This is a genomic window from Nocardioides sp. Root151 (genome assembly GCF_001427925.1).
Taxonomy (GTDB): Bacteria; Actinomycetota; Actinomycetes; order Propionibacteriales; family Nocardioidaceae; genus Nocardioides.
This window is the reverse complement of the sequence record NZ_LMGG01000005.1, coordinates 136,997-154,577: the sequence shown is the minus strand read 5'-3', so window position 1 is coordinate 154,577 and position 17,581 is coordinate 136,997. Positions and strand designations below refer to the sequence as shown.

17 protein-coding genes are annotated in these 17,581 nt (G+C 69.5%); 6 read left to right on the top strand and 11 right to left on the bottom strand.

Annotated elements, in window-relative coordinates; genetic code table 11:
* Nucleotides 1-58 precede the first annotated feature (58 nt).
* Nucleotides 59-1,735, top strand: a complete 1,677-nt coding sequence (paaN, locus tag ASD66_RS15830) for a phenylacetic acid degradation protein PaaN (protein ID WP_056683343.1) — start codon at nucleotides 59-61, stop codon at nucleotides 1,733-1,735.
* A gap of 290 nt (nucleotides 1,736-2,025) precedes the next feature.
* Here paaN and ASD66_RS15825 read toward each other — a convergent pair whose 3' ends face one another.
* Entirely contained in the window at nucleotides 2,026-2,928 is a 903-nt protein-coding gene (locus ASD66_RS15825) for an oxidoreductase (RefSeq protein WP_056891730.1), read from the bottom strand.
* Nucleotides 2,929-2,945: 17 nt separating this feature from the next.
* Complete coding sequence (locus ASD66_RS15820) at nucleotides 2,946-3,752, bottom strand: maleylpyruvate isomerase N-terminal domain-containing protein (protein ID WP_056891563.1); 807 nt, start codon at nucleotides 3,750-3,752, stop codon at nucleotides 2,946-2,948.
* Between the two features lie 66 nt (nucleotides 3,753-3,818).
* On the opposite strand from ASD66_RS15820, the gene ASD66_RS15815 reads away from it, so the two are divergent.
* On the top strand, nucleotides 3,819-5,567 hold the full coding sequence (locus tag ASD66_RS15815) for an NHL domain-containing thioredoxin family protein (RefSeq protein WP_082599586.1): 1,749 nt from the start codon (nucleotides 3,819-3,821) through the stop codon (nucleotides 5,565-5,567).
* Between the two features lie 168 nt (nucleotides 5,568-5,735).
* Here the strand turns inward: ASD66_RS15815 and mnhG are convergent, their stop codons facing one another.
* From mnhG to ASD66_RS15775, 8 genes are all read right to left on the bottom strand, one after another.
* On the bottom strand, nucleotides 5,736-6,104 hold the full coding sequence (mnhG, locus tag ASD66_RS15810) for a monovalent cation/H(+) antiporter subunit G (protein WP_056683334.1): 369 nt from the start codon (nucleotides 6,102-6,104) through the stop codon (nucleotides 5,736-5,738).
* Complete coding sequence (locus ASD66_RS15805; RefSeq protein ID WP_056683331.1) at nucleotides 6,104-6,382, bottom strand: monovalent cation/H+ antiporter complex subunit F; 279 nt, start codon at nucleotides 6,380-6,382, stop codon at nucleotides 6,104-6,106. The genes mnhG and ASD66_RS15805 overlap by 1 nt, the downstream gene beginning before the upstream one ends.
* Nucleotides 6,379-6,921 carry a Na+/H+ antiporter subunit E gene (locus ASD66_RS15800; protein ID WP_082563869.1) on the bottom strand — a complete coding sequence of 181 codons (543 nt, stop codon included), beginning with the start codon at nucleotides 6,919-6,921 and terminating at the stop codon, nucleotides 6,379-6,381. The genes ASD66_RS15805 and ASD66_RS15800 overlap by 4 nt, the downstream gene beginning before the upstream one ends.
* Nucleotides 6,918-8,621, bottom strand: coding sequence for a Na+/H+ antiporter subunit D (locus tag ASD66_RS15795; RefSeq protein ID WP_056683328.1), 1,704 nt, complete (start codon nucleotides 8,619-8,621; stop codon nucleotides 6,918-6,920). The genes ASD66_RS15800 and ASD66_RS15795 overlap by 4 nt, the downstream gene beginning before the upstream one ends.
* Nucleotides 8,618-9,070 carry a Na(+)/H(+) antiporter subunit C gene (locus tag ASD66_RS15790; protein ID WP_056683325.1) on the bottom strand — a complete coding sequence of 151 codons (453 nt, stop codon included), beginning with the start codon at nucleotides 9,068-9,070 and terminating at the stop codon, nucleotides 8,618-8,620. Before ASD66_RS15790 ends, ASD66_RS15795 begins: the two co-directional genes overlap by 4 nt.
* Entirely contained in the window at nucleotides 9,067-11,925 is a 2,859-nt protein-coding gene (locus ASD66_RS15785) for a Na+/H+ antiporter subunit A (protein WP_056891561.1), read from the bottom strand. Before ASD66_RS15785 ends, ASD66_RS15790 begins: the two co-directional genes overlap by 4 nt.
* Nucleotides 11,926-12,068: 143 nt before the next feature.
* Nucleotides 12,069-12,293: a DUF6458 family protein gene (locus ASD66_RS15780; protein WP_082563868.1), complete on the bottom strand. Its 225-nt coding sequence runs from the start codon at nucleotides 12,291-12,293 to the stop codon at nucleotides 12,069-12,071.
* Nucleotides 12,294-12,436: 143 nt separating this feature from the next.
* Nucleotides 12,437-14,332, bottom strand: coding sequence for an acyl-CoA dehydrogenase (locus ASD66_RS15775; protein WP_056891560.1), 1,896 nt, complete (start codon nucleotides 14,330-14,332; stop codon nucleotides 12,437-12,439).
* Between the two features lie 159 nt (nucleotides 14,333-14,491).
* Here ASD66_RS15775 and ASD66_RS15770 point away from each other — a divergent pair, with 159 nt between their 5' ends.
* Complete coding sequence (locus tag ASD66_RS15770) at nucleotides 14,492-14,950, top strand: RrF2 family transcriptional regulator (protein WP_056683318.1); 459 nt, start codon at nucleotides 14,492-14,494, stop codon at nucleotides 14,948-14,950.
* Between the two features lie 83 nt (nucleotides 14,951-15,033).
* On the opposite strand, the gene ASD66_RS15765 is transcribed toward ASD66_RS15770, so the two are convergent.
* A complete protein-coding gene (locus ASD66_RS15765; protein WP_056891559.1) occupies nucleotides 15,034-15,621 on the bottom strand; it encodes a hypothetical protein in 588 nt (195 codons plus the stop codon).
* Nucleotides 15,622-15,746: 125 nt separating this feature from the next.
* Between ASD66_RS15765 and ASD66_RS15760 the strand changes: the two genes are divergently transcribed.
* The 3 genes from ASD66_RS15760 (at nucleotide 15,747) to ASD66_RS15750 (ending at nucleotide 17,580) form a co-directional block, all read left to right on the top strand.
* Nucleotides 15,747-16,211, top strand: a complete 465-nt coding sequence (locus ASD66_RS15760; protein ID WP_056891729.1) for a nuclear transport factor 2 family protein — start codon at nucleotides 15,747-15,749, stop codon at nucleotides 16,209-16,211.
* A gap of 72 nt (nucleotides 16,212-16,283) precedes the next feature.
* Complete coding sequence (locus ASD66_RS15755; protein ID WP_056683310.1) at nucleotides 16,284-16,787, top strand: SigE family RNA polymerase sigma factor; 504 nt, start codon at nucleotides 16,284-16,286, stop codon at nucleotides 16,785-16,787.
* 10 nt (nucleotides 16,788-16,797) lie between these two features.
* Nucleotides 16,798-17,580 carry a hypothetical protein gene (locus tag ASD66_RS15750; protein ID WP_056891558.1) on the top strand — a complete coding sequence of 261 codons (783 nt, stop codon included), beginning with the start codon at nucleotides 16,798-16,800 and terminating at the stop codon, nucleotides 17,578-17,580.
* The last annotated feature ends 1 nt before the right edge of the window (nucleotide 17,581 follow it).

Genomic DNA, 17,581 nt, shown 5'->3' with positions numbered 1-17,581 from the left:
GCTACTGGCCACCAGTGCCTGAGTTGGCGGTCTTACACTCGTGTGCCACAGTGGCGGGATGGTGTCACAGACTGAGTTCTTCGCCCGCCACTCCGAGCGCCTCGACCAGGCCAAGGCGGCATGCGTGAGCCGGGGCTACTACTCCGCGTTCAACGAGTCGCCCTCGCCCAAGGTCTACGGCGAGAACGCCGCCGCCGAGGGCAAGGCCGCCTTCGACGCGTGGCTCGGCACGGACTTCCCGCTGACCACACCCGGTGCGGAGGGAACGGTGGCGACCGAGCGGTCGCCGTACGGCTTCGACCTGGGGGTGAGCTACCCGCGCGCCCACGACGTCGAGGCACTGCTCGCCTCGGCTGCGGCAGGCATGAAGGCCTGGCGCGACGCCGGCCCCGACGCCCGCACCGGCGTCTGCCTCGAGATCCTCGACCGGCTGCACGCGCGCGTCTTCGAGCTGGCCAACGCGGTGCAGCACACCAGCGGCCAGGCATTCGTGATGGCCTTCCAGGCCGGTGGCGCACACGCCCTCGACCGTGCCCTCGAGGCGATCGCCTACGCGCACGCCGAGATGACCCGCACCCCGGCGACGGCGCTGTGGGAGAAGCCCGGTCGCGGCGAGCCGCTGCGTATGGAGAAGACCTTCACCGTTGTGCCCCGCGGCGTGGCACTGGTGATCGGCTGCAACACCTTCCCGACGTGGAACTCCTGGCCCGGGCTCTTCGCGTCGCTGGTCACGGGCAACCCGGTCGTGGTCAAGCCGCACCCGCAGGCCGTGCTGCCGCTGGCGATCACCGTGCAGGTCTGCCGGGAGGTGCTCGCCGAGGCCGGCTTCGACGCCAATCTCGTCACCCTCGCCGCCGAGGACCCGGCCGACAAGCTCGCCTCCAACCTCGCCCTGCACCACGCGGTGAGGCTCATCGACTTCACCGGCGGCAACGCGTTCGGCGACTGGCTCGAGCTCAACGCCCGCCAGGCCACGGTCTTCACCGAGAAGGCCGGCGTCAACACGATCGTGGTCGACTCGACGTCGAGCTTCGGCGCGATGTGCGCGAACCTGGCGTTCTCGTTCGCCCTCTACTCCGGCCAGATGTGCACCGCCCCGCAGAACATCTACCTGCCCTCGGCCGGCATCGCGACCGACGAGGGCACCAAGAGTCCGGCCGAGGTGTCCGCCGGCATCGAGGCTGCCCTCGGCAAGCTGCTCGGCGACGACGCGCGCGCGGTCGAGCTGCTCGGTGGCGTGGTCAACCCCGGCGTGCTCGAGCGCCTGGCCGGCGCGGGCTCCGGTGAGCGTGGTGACGTGCTGGTCGCGTCCCGCGAGGTCACCCACCCGGCGTACGCCGACGCGACGGTGCGCACGCCCACGCTGGTCGGGTTGAGCGCCGACGACTCCGACGTCTACGAGAGCGAGTGCTTCGGGCCGGTCGCCTACCTGATCTCGACCGCCGACACCGCCCAGTCGATCGACCTGTTCCGCGACACGGTGCAGCGCCACGGCGCAATGACCGCGGCGGTCTACTCGACCGACGACGCCGTCATCGCGTCGATGCGCGACGCCGCTCTGGATGCCGGAGTGGCGCTGAGCGAGAACCTGCTCGGCGGTGTCTTCGTCAACCAGTCGGCCGCGTTCTCCGACTTCCACGGCACCGGCGCCAACCCGGCCGCGAACGCGTCCTACACCGATGGGGCGTACGTCGCCTCGCGCTTCCGGATCGTGCAGTCCCGCCGCCACGTCTAGGAGGCTGCTGAATTCGGGACGAGCCTCCGGGGCGACGCACCTCCGGCGGCGCCCACCGCGAGAGATGCAGTTTGGACCCGTACACGGCTCCGTCAGAGCCAAACTGCGTCTCTCGGCGCCTGTTCGCGACGGCCGCGACCACCGAGGGCCGCCCCGGAGCGCGCCGCGGCCCTAGGCATCGGGCACCTTGGCGAGCACTCGGCGCTCCGGCCCGATCGGACCGAGTAGGCCGCACACTAGGTCCGATCGGACCGAGTAGGCGGGGCATTGACCCAATTGGGCCGCACTATCTAGAAGGGGTAGGTGAGGCCCACGGTCTCCTCCGAGATCTCCCAGAGGCGGCGCTGGTTCTCCTCGTCGCGGGAGAGCCGGTTGGAGCCGACGACCCGCGGCAGGCCACGCATCTGGCGCAGGCCGCCGGGTCCGCAGTAGGTGCCGCCGGGAAGGTCGTCGGTGGTCGCCATCAGCGTGGGCAGGGCACCCATCTCCGCGGACTGGGCACCGGCCTTCATCGCGGCGTCCAGGATGCTGGTCAACCCGCCGGATCCCTTCAGCGTCTGGCCGTAGGACAACAGGTGGGTCGCGGCGTACCCGGGGTGCGCGGCCAGGCCCCGCACCGGGATGCCGGCTGCCCGGGCACGACGGTCGAACTCGTAGGTGAAGAGCAGGTTCGCCAGCTTCGACTGCGAGTAGACCACCCAGCGCTTGTACCTGCCCTGCGGCTCTCGCGGGTCCCACAACGGCGCCACCTTGGTCAGGTGGTGCGCGTTGGAGGCCACGCTGACCACGCGACCGTCGCCCGAGGCGATCAGCTGGGGCAGCAGCAGGCCGGTCATCAGGAACGGGCCGAAGTGGTTGGTGCCCATCTGCAGGTCGAGGCCGTCGACGGTACGGCGCTCGGGCGTGGCCATCACGCCGGCGTTGTGCACGAGCACGTCGAGTGCACCGAACCGCTCGGCCTCGGCGGCGGCCCGGCGTACGGACTCCAGTGACGAGAGGTCGACGACCAGCTCCTCGAACGCGGCCTCGGGCAGTTCCTCGAGCAGCGCGGCACGCGTGGCAGCCAGCTTGTCGGCGGACCGGGCGGCCAGGACCACGCGGGCGCCGCGTCGGGCGAGCTCGCGGGCGGTGTGGGTGCCGAGCCCACTGGTGACACCGGTGACCAGGATCGTGCGGCCTGCCTGGTCAGGCATCTGCGACAGGTCCCAGCTCACGGTGTGGTCCGGAACGCGTCGACCACGGCCTGGCCGAGGGCGGCGTCGCCGTGCAGCTCGATGCCCTCGGGAGTACGACGACCGCCGGCCATCACGATGAACGCCTCGCGGCCCATGGTGATCCGGGACGTCGGGTTCCACGGCACGTCGACCACGGAGGCCCGACCGTCGTCACCGACGGACACGGCCTTCTCCTCGCTGCCGGCCACGTCGATCACGACCGTCGTGCCGGTCGCCGGGGCCACCCGCTTGCCGACGATGATCGGCAGCGCCTCGAGCATGTAGTCGGTGGTGTGACGCGCTGGTGAGGTGTCCATGTCGCCGGGGCGACCGGTGGCCCGGCGGACGTCCTGCTCGTGCATCCACACGTCTAGTGGCCGGTTGCGCAACAGGGTGTTCCAGTCCCACGGGACGCCGCCGAAGACCAGTGACGGCTTGGCCTTGCCGTCGGTCGGCGGGTCCGCGAGCAGCTCGGTGCGGCGTTTCGTCGTGGACTGGCGGATCTCGTCGATCAGCGCGTCGGGCGTGCGGTCGCGCCGGGCCACGACGCCCTGCTCGGTGTAGAGCCCCATCAGCCCGGTGACGTGCTCGGGCTCGCCGATGTCGATGGTCTCCTCGGGGGCGCCGGCCAGGATCGCCTCGAGGTGGGCGGTGTGCGCGGCGACGTCCTGGACGTTCCAGCCGGGCAGGTCGGTCGCCTGCTTCCAGTCGACCTCGTCGAGTTCCTCCAACAGGGTGGTGAAGTCGCCGATCGCCTGCCACCAGGCCTCGACGTATCCGGCAAGTCGCTGCTCGTCAGTCATGGGGCCGAGCCTATCGGCGGCACCCGACGGCGTCCGGCCTCTGAGCCGCTTGTCACAATGGGCGGCATGGGAAGCCGTCCGCGCGTCCGCGCCCCCGAACTCCGGGGCCGCGGCTGGTTGAACACCGATGGACCGCTGACCCTGCGCGACCTGCGCGGCCGCATCGTCCTGCTCGACTTCTGGACCTTCTGCTGCATCAACTGCCTGCACGTCCTCGACGAGCTGCGCGAGGTCGAGGAGGAGTTCGCCGACGAGCTGGTGATCATCGGGGTGCACTCGCCGAAGTTCGCACACGAGGCAGATCCCGACGCTCTCGCGGCCGCGGTCGAGCGGTACGCCGTGGCGCACCCGGTGCTCGACGACCCCGAGCTGGTCACCTGGCAGGCCTACACCGCCCGGGCCTGGCCGACGCTCGTGCTCATCGACCCCGAGGGCTACGTCGTCGCGCACTACGCCGGCGAGGGCCATGCGCATGCGATCTCCGCGATGGTCCGTGAGCTCGTCGAGACGCACGGTGGGAAGGGCACGTTGCAGCCGGGCGACTCGCCGTACGTCCCGCCGGAGCCGGAGCAGACCGACCTCCGCTTCCCGGCCAGGGCGATCGCGCTGCCCGACGGCCACCTCCTCGTCGCGGACGCGGGCCACCACCAGGTCGTCGAGCTCGACGGCGAGGTGGTCGTACGCCGCTTCGACGGCTTCCGCGAGCCCAACGGGCTGTGCCTCCTGCCCGACGACGTGGCCGCCGAGGTCGGCTACGACGTGGTGGTCGCCGACACCGTGAACCACCGGCTGGCCGGCCTCACCCTTGCCACCGGCGAGGTCCGCACGCTGGCCGGCGACGGCACCCAGGCCATGCAGGGCGACGGCGTCGAGCGGCTCTCCAGCCCGTGGGACGTCGCCTGGTGGCAGGGCAACGTCTGGGTGGCGATGGCCGGCATCCACCAGCTCTGGACCTTCGACCCGCGCACCGGTGACGTCGCGGTCGCCGCAGGTACGACGAACGAAGGCCTGCTCGACGGACCACTCGAGGATGCCTGGTTCGCGCAGACCAGCGGACTGGCGGCCGACGGCGAGCGACTCTGGCTCGCGGACGCCGAGACCTCGTCACTGCGGTACGTCGACGCGGGGGAGGTGCACACCGCCATCGGCCACGGCCTCTTCGACTTCGGCTTCAAGGACGGCGGGCGCGACGACGCACGACTCCAGCACCCACTGGGCGTCGCCGTACTCCCCGACGGCACGATCGGCGTCTGCGACACCTACAACGGCGCGCTGCGCCGTTTCGACCCGGCCACGGGTCAGTTGACCACGATCGCCACCGGGCTCGGCGAGCCGTCGGGCCTGCTGGTCGACGGAGACACGGCGTACGTCGTCGAGTCGGCCGCGCACCGCGTCGTCGAGGTGTCACTGGAGTCGACCGGCGCCGACACGGGCTTCGAGGCCCGCACCCAGCGGCCGGTCACCGAGATCGGCGCGACGGTCGAGCTGCGCGTCCCGTTCACGCCGCCGCCCGGGCAGAAGGTCGACGACCGGTTCGGCCCGTCCAGTCAGCTGATCGTGACCGCGACGCCGCCGTCCCTGATCCGTGGCGGCGACGGACGCACCACCGATCTCGTGCGCACCCTCGAGCTCGACCCCATGGTGGGTGAGGGGGTCCTGCACGTGGCCGCGCGTGCCGCGTCCTGCGACGCCGACGGTGGCGAGGGTGCGGCCTGCCACATGCACCAGCAGGACTGGGGTGTGCCGGTCCGGATCACGCCCGACGGCGAGGCCGACCTGGTGCTCCCCCTTGGCGCGCGAGCCGTGGATTCTTGATGCGCGAACACCGCATTCTTGATGCGCGAACACCGCATTCTTGATGCGCGAACACCGCATCGTTGATGCGCGAGCCGTGGATTCTTGATCCCCGAGACCGCAAGAACCCACGGTTCGGACGTCAAGAACCCAGTGTTCGCGCATCAAGAGGACGCGGTTGGCGACAGATCAGGGGGCGCCGCGGGGCTCGTCCATATGGGGCAGGCAGTCGCTGAGCTCGTCGACGATCAGACGGTCGACCTCGACCTGTCCGGCACGGAACGAGGCCCGACCGACCATGTGGTTGGCCACCGGTGAGGTGACCAGCTGGAAGAGCGCGACCAGCACGAGGATCCCGATCGCCTCGGGGTCACGGAGCCGGAAGCCGAGGCCGGTGAGCACCAGCAGCAGCCCGAGCACCTGCGGCTTGGTGGCGGCGTGCATCCGGCTCAGGAGATCGGGCAGGCGGAGCACACCGATGGCCGCGATCAGCGCGAGCGTCGCGCCGCTCAGCATGCAGGCGGCGGCGATGACGTCGGCGACGGTGGTCCAGCTCATCAGGGATCCTCCGCATCGATGTCGTCACTGCCACGGCTGAACCTGGCGATGCTCACCGATCCGACGAAGCCCAACAGGGTCAGCACCAACAGGATCGGCAGTGTCGTGGTGTTGCGGTTCAGGGCTGCCTCCAGCGCGAGGGCGCAGATGCCGACCGCGGTGAGCACGTCGAGGGCGACGGTCCGGTCGAGCATCGTCGGGCCCATCGTCATGCGGGCCAGCAGCAGGAGGGAGGCCAGGCCGAGCATGCCGGCGCAGATGTAGAGGACGACGGTCATGCGGGTGCCTCCTCGAGGTGGTCGATGCGGGTCCCGAACGCCTTGACCACACGGCGTTCCTGGGCGAGGACCCGCTGCCGGAAGACCTCGACTCCCGCCTCGTCGCGGACGTCGAAGGCGTGGAAGAAGAGCGTGTGGGTCGAGCGCCGGGCCTCGACCGCGAGGCTTCCCGGGATCAGGCAGATCATCTCGGCCACCACCGTCAGCACGAAGTCGGAGGGCGTCTTCAGGTTCACCTCGACGACGGCGTTGCGCAGGTTCTTCGTCGGGCCGAGGGTCGCCCTGGCCACGAGCAGGCTGGAGACGACGACGTCCCAGAGGAAGCGGAGCACCAGCCATGCCAGGGGGAGCGGTCGCACCCGCAGGTGCATCCGCAACGGGGGCAGTGGGAAGAAGAGGCAGACCGCGAGCGCGACGACGAAGCCGAATGCCGCATTCCCGAGGCTGAAGTCGCGCCACAGCATCAGCCAGACCAGGGTCAGCCACAGCAGTACCGGCACCTGCAGGGTGCGGTGGCGGGGCATGCGGGTCGGGCTCATCTGTCGTCCCCCAGCACCGACGAGATGTACGGCGTACGCTCCTGCAGGTCGTGCGCGGCACGGTCGGTGTAGCCGTAGAGCGGTCCGGCGACGACTGTCAGGGCCAGGCTGAACGCGATCAGCGCCGCGGTCGGCAGCACCATGCCCAGCGGCAGACGCGCCGGCAGCGAGCCGTCCTCGAGTCGCTGGTGCAGGTCACGGTCGGGCTGGTCCTCGTCGACCACCCGGCGGGCCTCGGCGAGCTCCTGGGTGCCGAACGCGGTGCCACCGACGTGCACGTGCTGGCGGTGGATCACGAAGCCGTGCTGGTGGTGGCTGTCGTCGAGGTCGTCCTCGAGACCGGGCAGGGCGCGCATCATCTCGTGCGCCTGCTCGGGCGTGCGCCAGAAGGCCAGGCCCCACGTCTTCGCGACGGCGTACAAGGTCAACAGGCTGGTCACCACACCCGCCGCGACCAGGGCGTAGGAGAGCGGAGTCCCGACGGCCAGGCCCGCCTGCAGCAGGCCGACCTTGCCGATGAATCCCGACATCGGCGGGATCCCGGCCAGGTTCATCGCCGGGACGAAGAAGAGGACCGCCAGCAGCGGTGACAACCGGGCCAGGCCGCCCATCCGCATCAGGCCGGTGCTCCCGGCTCGGTGCTCGATCAGGCCCACGACGAGGAAGAGCGCGGTCTGGATGGTGATGTGGTGGGCGACGTAGAAGATCGCCCCGGAGGTGCCGGCCTGGGTCGCGAGCCCGATCCCGAAGACCATGTAGCCGATGTGACTGACCAGGGTGAAGGAGAGCATGCGCTTGATGTCGGACTGGGCGACGGCGCCGAGGATGCCGATGACCATGGTCAGCAGCGCGGCCCACATCAGCAGCCCGGAGAGCGGCGAGTCGGGGAAGAGCAGCACCTGGACGCGCAGGATCGCGTAGACGCCGACCTTGGTCAGCAATCCGGCGAACACCGCGGTGACCGGTGCCGGGGCGGTCGGGTAGCTGTCGGGGAGCCAGAACGACAGCGGGAAGATGGCCGCCTTGATCGCGAAGGTGGTGAGCAGCAGCAGCTGCAGCATCAGCCTGGTGCCGTCGGGAACCTCGTCCAGGCGCACGGCCAGCTGGGCGAAGTTGAGGCTGCCGGTCGCGGCGTAGACCGCGGCGAGCGCGATCAGGAACAGGCTCGAGGAGAGCATGTTCACCACGACGTAGATCGTGCCGGCCCGGATGCGCGCCTCGGTGCCGCCCAGGGTCAGCAGCACGTAGCTCGCGAAGAGCAGCATCTCGAAGGACACGAACAGGTTGAACAGGTCACCGGCGAGGAACGCGTTGGAGACTCCGGCGACCAGCACCAGGAACGTCGGGTGGTAGATCGAGACCGGCGCCTCCTTCTGGTCGTCGGTCATCCGCTGGCCGAGGGAGTAGAGCAGGACCAGCAGGGTGACGACCGCGGAGACCAGCAGCATCAGTGCCGACAGCCGGTCGGCGACCAGCGCGATCCCGAGCGGGGAGGCCCAGCCGCCGATCCACAGCACCTGCGGGCCGTTGCGGTCGGCCTCCACGACGAGGATCGAGGCGATCGCGACGACGCTCGTGAGGATCGAGATGGTCACCAACCGCTGCGCCTGGGGCCGGTGGGAGAGCATCAAGGTGAGGCCGGCCCCGAGCAGGGGGAGTACGACGGGCAGCGGGATGAGGGTGGTCGTGTCGACGCTCATGTGGTTGCTCCCTCTTCCTCGAACGTGTCCTCACCGGGGTCGTCCGTGGTGAGCTCCTGGGAGAGGTCGTGGCTGTCGGAGGCCTCGTCGGCCTGGGCGAGCAACCGGATCGCGGCATCCTCGACGTCGTCCTGCACGTCGTCGTGGCCGTTGAGCTGCCAGCTGCGGTGAGCCATCGCGAGCAGGAACGCGGTGGTGCCGAGCGCGATCACGATCGCAGTGAGGACGAGGGCCTGCGGGAGTGGGTCACTCATGTCCTCGGCGTGCGCGGAGCCGATGATGGGCGGCTCGCCGGCGGGGCCGGAGGCGACCATGAAGAGCAGGTTCACGCCGTTGCCGAGCATCAGCAGGCCGACCAGGACCCGGGTCAGGCTGCGCTCCAGGATGAGGTAGACGCCTGTGCCGCAGAGGAACGATGCGGTCAGGATCAGGGTCAGGTTCGCGTTCACAGGCGGACACCTCCGGCGGCCGCGCTCTCTGCCGCGCGCTCCTCGCTGAGGATCTGGCGGTCGAGCCGGGAGCCGAACGTGCGCAGCAGGTCGAGGATCAGGCCGACGACGACCAGGTAGACGCCGAGGTCGAAGAAGACCGACGTGACCAGGTGCGGGTCGCCGAGCGGGCCGAGGTGGAAGTCGATCTGGGCGCTCTGGAGGACGACCCCACCGAAGGCGATCGGGGCCAGCGCCGCGGCGGTCGCGACGAACAGGCCGGTCCCCATCAGGATGCCCGCGTCGACGGGTGCGGCTTCGTCCAGCTCGTAGCGGCCCCCGGCGAGGTAGCGCACCATCAGCGCCAGCCCGGTGACCATGCCGGCCGCGAAGCCGCCGCCGACGTGGTTGTGGCCGGCGAAGAGCAGGTAGATCGAGAGCACCACCATCGTGTGGAACATCAGTCGGGTGACCACCTCGAAGATGATCGAGCGACGGTCCGGGCTCAGCGTGCGGGGCCCGGGCAGCCACACGCGGCGACCAGGTGACGTGGGCAGCTTCTCCACCGTCTCGGGATAGGGGATCTCGCGCACCCGGCGGATGCCCGAGAGGCGCGTGTCGAGGAAGATCAGGCTCGCCACGCCGGTCGCGGCTGCGACCAGCACCGAGATCTCGCCCATGGTGTCCCAGGCCCGGATGTCGAGCAGGATCACGCTCACGATGTTGTGGCCGCCGCCGTACGCCAGGGCGGGCTCGGGGTAGTCGACCGAGACCGGGTCGCCGCTGCGGGCGTTGGTGGCCAGCAGCATGAAGCCGGCCACGGCCAGCCCCACGGCCAGGCCGAGCAGCATCCGGAGCCAGCGCCGTCCGCTCAACGGCCGGTCGGTGAAGTACTCGGGAAGACGGCGCAGCACCAGCACGAAGACGACGAGACTGGTGGTCTCGACGAGGATCTGGGTCAGGGCCAGGTCGGGGGCGCCGTGGAGCAGGAAGAGCATGGCGGTGCCGTAGCCGGTGGTGCCGACCAGGATCACCGCGCGGAGCCGGCGCCGCGAGCGGGCGGTGAAGATCGCCGCGACCACGACCAGGGCACCGACCACGCCCTGGGCCGGGGAGTCCCACAGCACGACGTCGAGGTCGTCGGTCAGGTTGATCACCATCACCGCCCCGGGGAGTGCCAGGACGACGAGCAGGATGAACGCGAGGTACGCCGCCACGGAGCCGCGCTGGGTCAGACCGGTGACCTCGACCGCACTGCGGTCCACGGCCCTCATGCCGGCGCGGTAGACCCGTTCGGCACTCCAGGTCGAGGCAGTGAGTGCCTGCAGCTGGGCGAAGAGTCGGCGCTTCCAGAACAGGAGGAGCCCGACGCCCACGGCGACGGCGGAGAGGAGCAGGGGGAGCTCGAGCCCGTGCCAGAGGGCGAGCTCTGCGTGGTGGTGCGTCTCGGGGAACTGGTCGAGGTGGGGCTCGAAGGCGTGCGTCAGGCCCGGCCCGAGGAAACCGAGGGCCAGGGTGAGCGCCGCCAGGATCACCGGGGACGCCGCGAAACCGGCAGCGACTGGCTCGACAGAGGTCTCCGCGACCCCGGGCTTGGTGCCGAAGGCGCCCCACATGAACCGCAGGCTGTAGGCCATCGTCAGCACGGATCCGAGGACGACCCCGGCGACCACGGCCGCGTTGGTGTCCTCGACCAGCGCGCCGAAGACGCTCTCCTTGCCGACGAAGCCGAGCAGGGGCGGCAGCCCGGCCATCGAGGCCGCGGCCACGGTGGCGGCCGCGAAAACGACCGGCATCTTCCGGGCGACCCCGGAGAGCTCACGCAGGTCGCGGCTCCCGGCGTTGTGGTCGATGATGCCGACCACGAGGAACAGGGTGGCCTTGAAGAGGGCGTGGGCCAGCAGCATGGCGAGGCCGGCCAGCGCGGTGTTGCGGGTGCCGACACTGAAGATCACCAGGAGGAAGCCGAGCTGGCTGACCGTGCCGTAGGCGAGCAGCAGCTTGACGTCGTACTGCCGCAGCGCCCGCCATCCGCCCAGCAGCATGGTGAGCACGCCGAGGGTGAGCACCGTGGCCCGCCACCCGGGTACGTCGGCGAACCCGGGGGCCAGCAGCGCGACCAGGAAGACGCCGGCCTTCACCATCGACGCGGCGTGGAGGTAGGCGCTGACCGGCGTGGGAGCCGCCATGGCGCCCGGAAGCCAGAAGTGGAACGGGATCAGCGCGGACTTGCTCAGTGCCCCGACGAGAATGAGGACGACCGCCACCGTGGCCACCGTGCCGTCCGGGGGGTGTGACACCAGCTCGCTTGCCCGGTGGGTGCCCGACAGTTGGCCCAGCATCAGGATGCCGACCAGCATTGCCAGTCCGCCGAGGGTGGTGACGATCAGGGCCTGCATGGCGGCCAGTCGACTCGCGCGCCTGGCCGGGTCGTTGCCGATCAGCAGGTAGGAGAAGACCGTGGTCAGCTCCCAGAAGACGTAGAGGAGCAGGAGGTCGTCGGAGAGGACCAGGCCGAGCATCGCACCGGCGAAGGCGACGAAGACGCCGCTGAACTGGCCCAGGGACGGGTCGTCGTCCTCGAAGTACCACGCGCAGTAGGCCAGCACCAGCACGCCGATGCCACTGACGATCAGCGTCATCAGCCACTGCAGGACGCCCAGGTTCAGGGCGATGTCGAAGTGGAGACTCGGGAGCCACTCGACGTCCTGGGTCAGCGTCTCGCCGTCGGTGACCCGTGCGGTCAGCGAGAGCGCCCAGACGAAGGTGATCAGCGGGACGACGGCGACGACCAGGAACGTACGGCGACCCAGCAGCCGCACCAGGGCAGGGCACAGCGCGGCCAGTGCGAAATGGGCGGCGACGAGCGCGAGCAAGCGAGGGCCTCACTGAGGGGGTCCGGGTTGCCCCCATGGTAGTTGCCCGGGACCCGCTCGCCGCATTGGTTCCTGACCCCATCTCTTGCGAGCCTGGACACGGCGCTCGCCGTCGAAGGCCGTACGCCGCTGAGCGGTGCGGATCACACCTGCGGCGGCGGACGACGGTCGTCGACCACGTGCGTGGTGCGCGAGCGCTGCGCGTTCATCACCAGGGCCAGCACGATCGCGAGGACTCCCACCGCGACGAGGATCCAGCCGAGAGTCTCGCTGGCCACCACGTCGTCGATGCTGGCCGGCAGGTCGATGGCGCCGAGGGCGAACACCAACCCGATCACCAGCAGGACGATTCCGAGTCCGATACCCATGAGTTGCTCCCTTGCTCGACGTACGTATCCGTACCCCCATTGCGCGGAAGCAGCCCCACCGGACGCAGAGCAGGGCCGCAGCGAACGGATTCGCTGCGGCCCTGTCTCGTGCGGTCAGGCTGTTCGTGCGGTCAAGCAGTGCCTCAGAAGGCGGCCTCGTCGAGGTCCATCAGCGACAGGTCCACGCTCTCGGAGAGCACGCGCTCGGCGGAGAGCTTCGGCAGGTTGTTCTGCGCGAAGAACTGGGCTGCGGCGACCTTGCCGGTGTAGAACTGGCGGTCCTTCTCCGACACGTCGCCGGCGAGCTTGCCGAGGGCCACCTCGGCACCCTTGAGCAGGAGCCAGCCGCAGACCACGTCGCCCAGCGCCATCAGCAGGCGGCTGGTGTTCAAGCCGACCTTGTAGATGTTGCGCAGGTCGCCGCCCTCGGCCGATGCGTCGGCCGACATCAGGTCGTTGATCATCGTGCCGACCATGGCGTTGGCGTCCTCGAGGGCCTTGGCGAGCAGCTCGCGCTCGACCTTGAGACGGCCGTCGGCGTCACCCTCGGCGTTCTTGATGAACGACTCGATCTCGGCGGCCAGGTGGCCCAGCGCGCGGCCCTGGTCCTTGACGATCTTCCGGAAGAAGAAGTCCTGGCCCTGGATCGCGGTGGTGCCCTCGTAGAGCGTGTCGATCTTGGCGTCACGAACGTACTGCTCGATCGGGTACTCCTGGAGGAAGCCCGAGCCACCGAAGGTCTGCAGCGACTCGGTGCCCAGCAGCACCCACGAGCGCTCGGAGCCGTAGCCCTTGACGATCGGGAGCAGCAGGTCGTTGACCGCGGCAGCCAGCTTGGCCTCCTTGGAGTCGGCCTCACCGTTTGCCTCGGCGATCATCACCTTGTCCTGGTAGGACGCGGTGTAGAGCACCAGCGCGCGCATGGCCTCGGCGAACGCCTTCTGGGTCATCAGCGACCGGCGTACGTCGGGGTGGTGGGTGATCGTGACCCGCGGGGCGGTCTTGTCGGCCGCCTGGCTCAGGTCGGCACCCTGGACGCGCTCCTTGGCGTACTCGAGCGCGTTGAGGTAGCCGGTCGACAACGTCGCGATGGCCTTGGTGCCGACCATCATGCGGGCGTTCTCGATGACCTGGAACATCTGGGCGATGCCGTTGTGCACCTCACCGAGCAGCCAGCCCTGGGCGGCCTCGCCGCCACCGACCTGCGGGTCGCCGAAGGTGAGCTCGCAGGTGTTGGACACCTTGATGCCCATCTTGTGCTCGACGTTGGTGACGTAGGCGCCGTTGCGCTCGCCGGTCAGCTCGCCGGTCTCGTGGTCGAAGTGGAACTTCGGGACGAGGAAGAGCGAGAGGCCCTTGGTGCCCGGTCCGCCGACACCCTCGACGCCCTCGGGGCGGGCGAGGACGAGGTGCATGATGTTCTCGGTCATGTCGTTCTCGGCCGAGGTGATGAAGCGCTTGACGCCGGTGATGTTCCACGAGCCGTCGTCGTTCAGCGTGGCCTTGCTGCGGCCGGCGCCCACGTCGGAGCCCGCGTCCGGCTCGGTCAGCACCATCGTGGTGATCCACTGGCGGTCGACGATGTGCTGGGCGATCTTCTTGTCACGCTCGTTGCCGTTGTTGAACACCACGCCGGCGAAGGCCGGGCCGGCGCCGTACATCCAGATCGGGGCGTTCGCGCCGAGCACCATCTCGCCGATCGCCCAGTTCAGGGTCGACGGGGCGGGGGTTCCGCCGAGCTCGGCGGGGATGCTCAGGCGCCAGTACTCGGCGTCGGCCCAGGCCTGGTAGCTCTTCTTGAACGACTCGGGGATCGGTGCCGTGTTGGTCTTGGGGTCGAAGACCGGCGGGTTCCGGTCGCTGTCGACGTACGACGCGGCGAGCTCCTCGCGGGAGAGGCGCTCGACTTCGGAGAGGATCGCCCGCGCGGTCTCGGAGTCGACATCGGCGAACGGACCCTGGCCCAGGATCTCGTCTCGGCCGAGGACCTCGAAGAGGTTGAACTCGATGTCGCGGAGGTTGCTCTTGTAGTGGCTCACTGACCCACCTTTTCCATGTGAAGGGAAGCGACGAGGCTGATCTTCTACTCGTCAGTAACTTAATTATGGATTGCGATCCGCCCGGATGCAAGGCGAGACCCGTCACGTCACCTGGAGGATGGTCGAGTTCTTCGCTCAACTATCTGAGAGACTGGCCACATGCGAGTCTCTGCCAAGTCCGACTACGCCCTGCGCGCCCTCATCGAGATGGCCGGGCGGACCGACAATTCCCCGGTGAGCGCCGAAGAGCTCGGACGACGACAGGACATCCCGCACGGCTTCCTCCAGGCGATCCTGGCCGACCTCCGTCGGGCCGGGGTCGTGGTGTCGCAGCGCGGCCAGTCCGGTGGTTGGCGGCTCAGTGGCGAGGCGAGCAAGGTCAGCGTCGCCGACGTGATCCGGGCCGTCGACGGTCCGCTGGTCTCGGTCTACGGACTGCGTCCCGAGGCGGTCACCTACAACGAGCAGGCGTCGGTGCTCCAGCACGTCTGGATCGCGGCCCGCCGCTCCCTGCGCGACGTCTTCGAAGAGGTCTCGATCGCCCAGCTCGCTGATGGCAAGCTGCCCAAGGCGGTCACCTCCCGGACGGCCGACGAGGACGCCTGGCAGCCGCACTGATGCCTGGCGGTGCTGACCAACCGTGCATTCTTGCGTCGCGAACCGTGCATTCTTGTGCTTCGAACCGTGGATCCTTGATGTCCTCAGAAGGCTTCGCGTAGCGCGAGTCGGTGGCGCACCAGCTTTCGACGCTGCTTGAGCTTGGTGATCTTCGCGTCGAGGTCCCGCTGCTGCAGGCACAGCGCGATGCCGACCAGCTCCTCGGCGAGGTCGACGGCCGCCGCGTCCGCGCTGAGCGGTGCGACGTGCGTGCGGCCCGGCTTCAGGTGCTTCGACCAGCGGGCCACCAGCTCGTCGGGCTCCTCGCCCTCCTCGGGCGTCGCCACGACGTGTACGTCGAGACCGGCGAGCGCGTCGACGATGAGTGCGATCTGCGCGCCGTCCGCGGTGCAGAAGCGGGGCTGGCTGACGACCGCGTCGACCTTCGCCTTCGCGATGCGCCGGCAGGCGGCAGCCCAGGAGCCCTCGACGTCCTTGCGCTTCAGGCCAGCCGACTTGTGGCTGCGGAGCATCTCGTGGGCGGCGGCGTCCAACTGGTCTCCGGTCGCGCCGGCGACGGCGTACCCGACGGTCTCGAGGAGCGGCGCCTCGGCGGCGAGCGCGTCGTGCGTCCGTGCGAGCTCCGACGGGTTCGGGCCGATGTGCAGGAGGATCTTCTTCTTGCGTGCCATGGTGCGACCGTGGCATCCCGATCCGACGACGCGGTGAACGGTGGGAGAACGTCGACTGCGACCGGATGTGACCTTGTCGAGGCACAAACTAGAACACGTTGCAGTTGCGGCGTACGATGCTGGACATGATCGAGTCAGACGCCATCACCTGGGAGGCGCCCGACGGCGACCACCCCGCCCGCCGCCTCTCGCAGCGCTCCTACGACGCCGTGTCGCGCAAGGCCAAGGAGGAGTGGCTCGCGCTCTTCGCCGACGACGCGCTGCTCGAGGACCCCGTCGGACCGTCGTTCTTCGACGCTGAGGGCAAGGGCCATCGCGGCAAGGAGGCGATCGCCGCCTTCTGGGACCTGGCCATCGCGCCGGTCGCCGAGTTCCGCTTCACCATCCGCGACTCGTTCGCCAACGGCAACGCCTGCGCCAACATCGGCACGTTCAGCACCCGCATGGAGGACGGCACGCTTGCCGACACCGACCTGATCGCCACGTACCGGGTCACCGACGACGGGCTGATCGCCTCGATGGCCGCGCACTGGGAGGTCGAGCGGACCATGGCGACGCTCCGCAAGGACCAGTCACTCCGAAAGGAGTAGAAAAGAGGTCTGTGACAGATCGGGCAGGTCGATGCGTCATGAGGGGTGACGCCAACTGTCCGAAGGAGTGACATGTCGAAGGACCAGGAGTTCGAGGAGTTCGCGGTGCTGCGGACTCCTCACCTCTACCGCACGGCCTGGTTGCTGTGCGGTGACGCCCATCGGGCTGAGGACCTGGTCCAGGACACCCTCGCCAAGGTGTACGTGCGCTGGACCCGGAAGCTCGGTCGACGACTCGAGAACCCGGCCGGCTACGCACACACGGCGCTGGTCCACACCTGGATCGACCATCAGCGCCGGCGCAGCTCGCACGAGCGGCCCGTCGGCGAGCTGCCGGAACAGGGAACGCCCGACGGTGACCCGAGCCTGAGGCTCTCGCTCGCCGCCGCGCTCGATGCGCTCGACCCGATGGACCGCGCGGTGCTGGTGCTGCGCTACCTCGACGACGTCTCCGTCGCCGAGGTGGCCGACCGGCTCGGCGTGAGCCCCGGGGCCGTGCGCAATCGCAGCATGCGCGCCCTGTCCCGCATCCGGGACGTCCTCGGCACGTCACTCCCCGATCTGCTCATCCCCTGAAGGAACCCTCATGACCAATCACCACGAACCTGGCGTCCAGGACCTGTTGCACCGGGCGACCGGGGACCTCACCCCGGACGTCGAAACGCTTGTCGCGGGTGGCATCGCCCGCGGCCGGACCCGTAGGCAGCGCCGACGGGTGGGTACGACGATCGCGTCGGTGGCCGCCGTTGGCGTCATCGGTGCCGGCGCGTTCGTCGTACCCCAGTTCCTCGAGGACGCGACGCCGGCGGCCTCGTCTGCGCGCGACGACTTCACGTCGCCCCACGTGGCCGCCGCACCCGAGGTGCAGGCCCAGCGGCAGCTGATCCCGACCGGCCAGATGGAGGCGGTCCTACGCCGACTGCTGCCGGCCGGTGTCACCGTCACCGACCTGACCGTGCGCCACGACACCGACGACCCGCAGAGTCCTGCCGACCGCATCAACTTCACCGTCGACGGTGCGTCGGTCTCGATCTACATCGACGAGTACAACCCGCAGTGGCGGCTCGACAAGGGCTACGAGCCGATCGCGATCGACGACGAGTGCGCGCAGTCAGCGAACTGCGAGCAGACGCCGAACGGTTCCTACCTGCGCAAGGACAACCGTGTTCCCCAGTGGGGTAAGGGCATGGGGCCGGCCAACCAGGTCTCGAACGACGCGTCCTACTGGGGTGTCGACGGCTACCGCTTCTACTCGATGGCGCTCAACACCGGTGCCGAGAAGGGGTCCGACGGCATCGTGGCCGTGGAGCCTCCGCTGACCTCCGAGCAGCTCGCCGCCATCGTCAGCAGTGAGCGCTGGTACCGCTGAC

Coding starts and splice junctions, on each gene's coding strand:
- ASD66_RS15765 (WP_056891559.1), bottom strand. CDS start 15,621: ATGGCACGCAAGAAGAAGATCCTCCTGCACATCGGCCCGAACCCGTCG.
- ASD66_RS15750 (WP_056891558.1), top strand. CDS start 16,798: ATGACCAATCACCACGAACCTGGCGTCCAGGACCTGTTGCACCGGGCG.
- ASD66_RS15800 (WP_082563869.1), bottom strand. CDS start 6,921: ATGAGCCCGACCCGCATGCCCCGCCACCGCACCCTGCAGGTGCCGGTA.
- ASD66_RS15755 (WP_056683310.1), top strand. CDS start 16,284: ATGTCGAAGGACCAGGAGTTCGAGGAGTTCGCGGTGCTGCGGACTCCT.
- mnhG (WP_056683334.1), bottom strand. CDS start 6,104: ATGAGCTGGACCACCGTCGCCGACGTCATCGCCGCCGCCTGCATGCTG.
- ASD66_RS15825 (WP_056891730.1), bottom strand. CDS start 2,928: ATGCCTGACCAGGCAGGCCGCACGATCCTGGTCACCGGTGTCACCAGT.
- ASD66_RS15820 (WP_056891563.1), bottom strand. CDS start 3,752: ATGACTGACGAGCAGCGACTTGCCGGATACGTCGAGGCCTGGTGGCAG.
- ASD66_RS15805 (WP_056683331.1), bottom strand. CDS start 6,382: ATGACCGTCGTCCTCTACATCTGCGCCGGCATGCTCGGCCTGGCCTCC.
- paaN (WP_056683343.1), top strand. CDS start 59: ATGGTGTCACAGACTGAGTTCTTCGCCCGCCACTCCGAGCGCCTCGAC.
- ASD66_RS15770 (WP_056683318.1), top strand. CDS start 14,492: ATGCGAGTCTCTGCCAAGTCCGACTACGCCCTGCGCGCCCTCATCGAG.
- ASD66_RS15795 (WP_056683328.1), bottom strand. CDS start 8,621: ATGAGCGTCGACACGACCACCCTCATCCCGCTGCCCGTCGTACTCCCC.
- ASD66_RS15815 (WP_082599586.1), top strand. CDS start 3,819: ATGGGAAGCCGTCCGCGCGTCCGCGCCCCCGAACTCCGGGGCCGCGGC.
- ASD66_RS15760 (WP_056891729.1), top strand. CDS start 15,747: ATGATCGAGTCAGACGCCATCACCTGGGAGGCGCCCGACGGCGACCAC.
- ASD66_RS15780 (WP_082563868.1), bottom strand. CDS start 12,293: ATGGGTATCGGACTCGGAATCGTCCTGCTGGTGATCGGGTTGGTGTTC.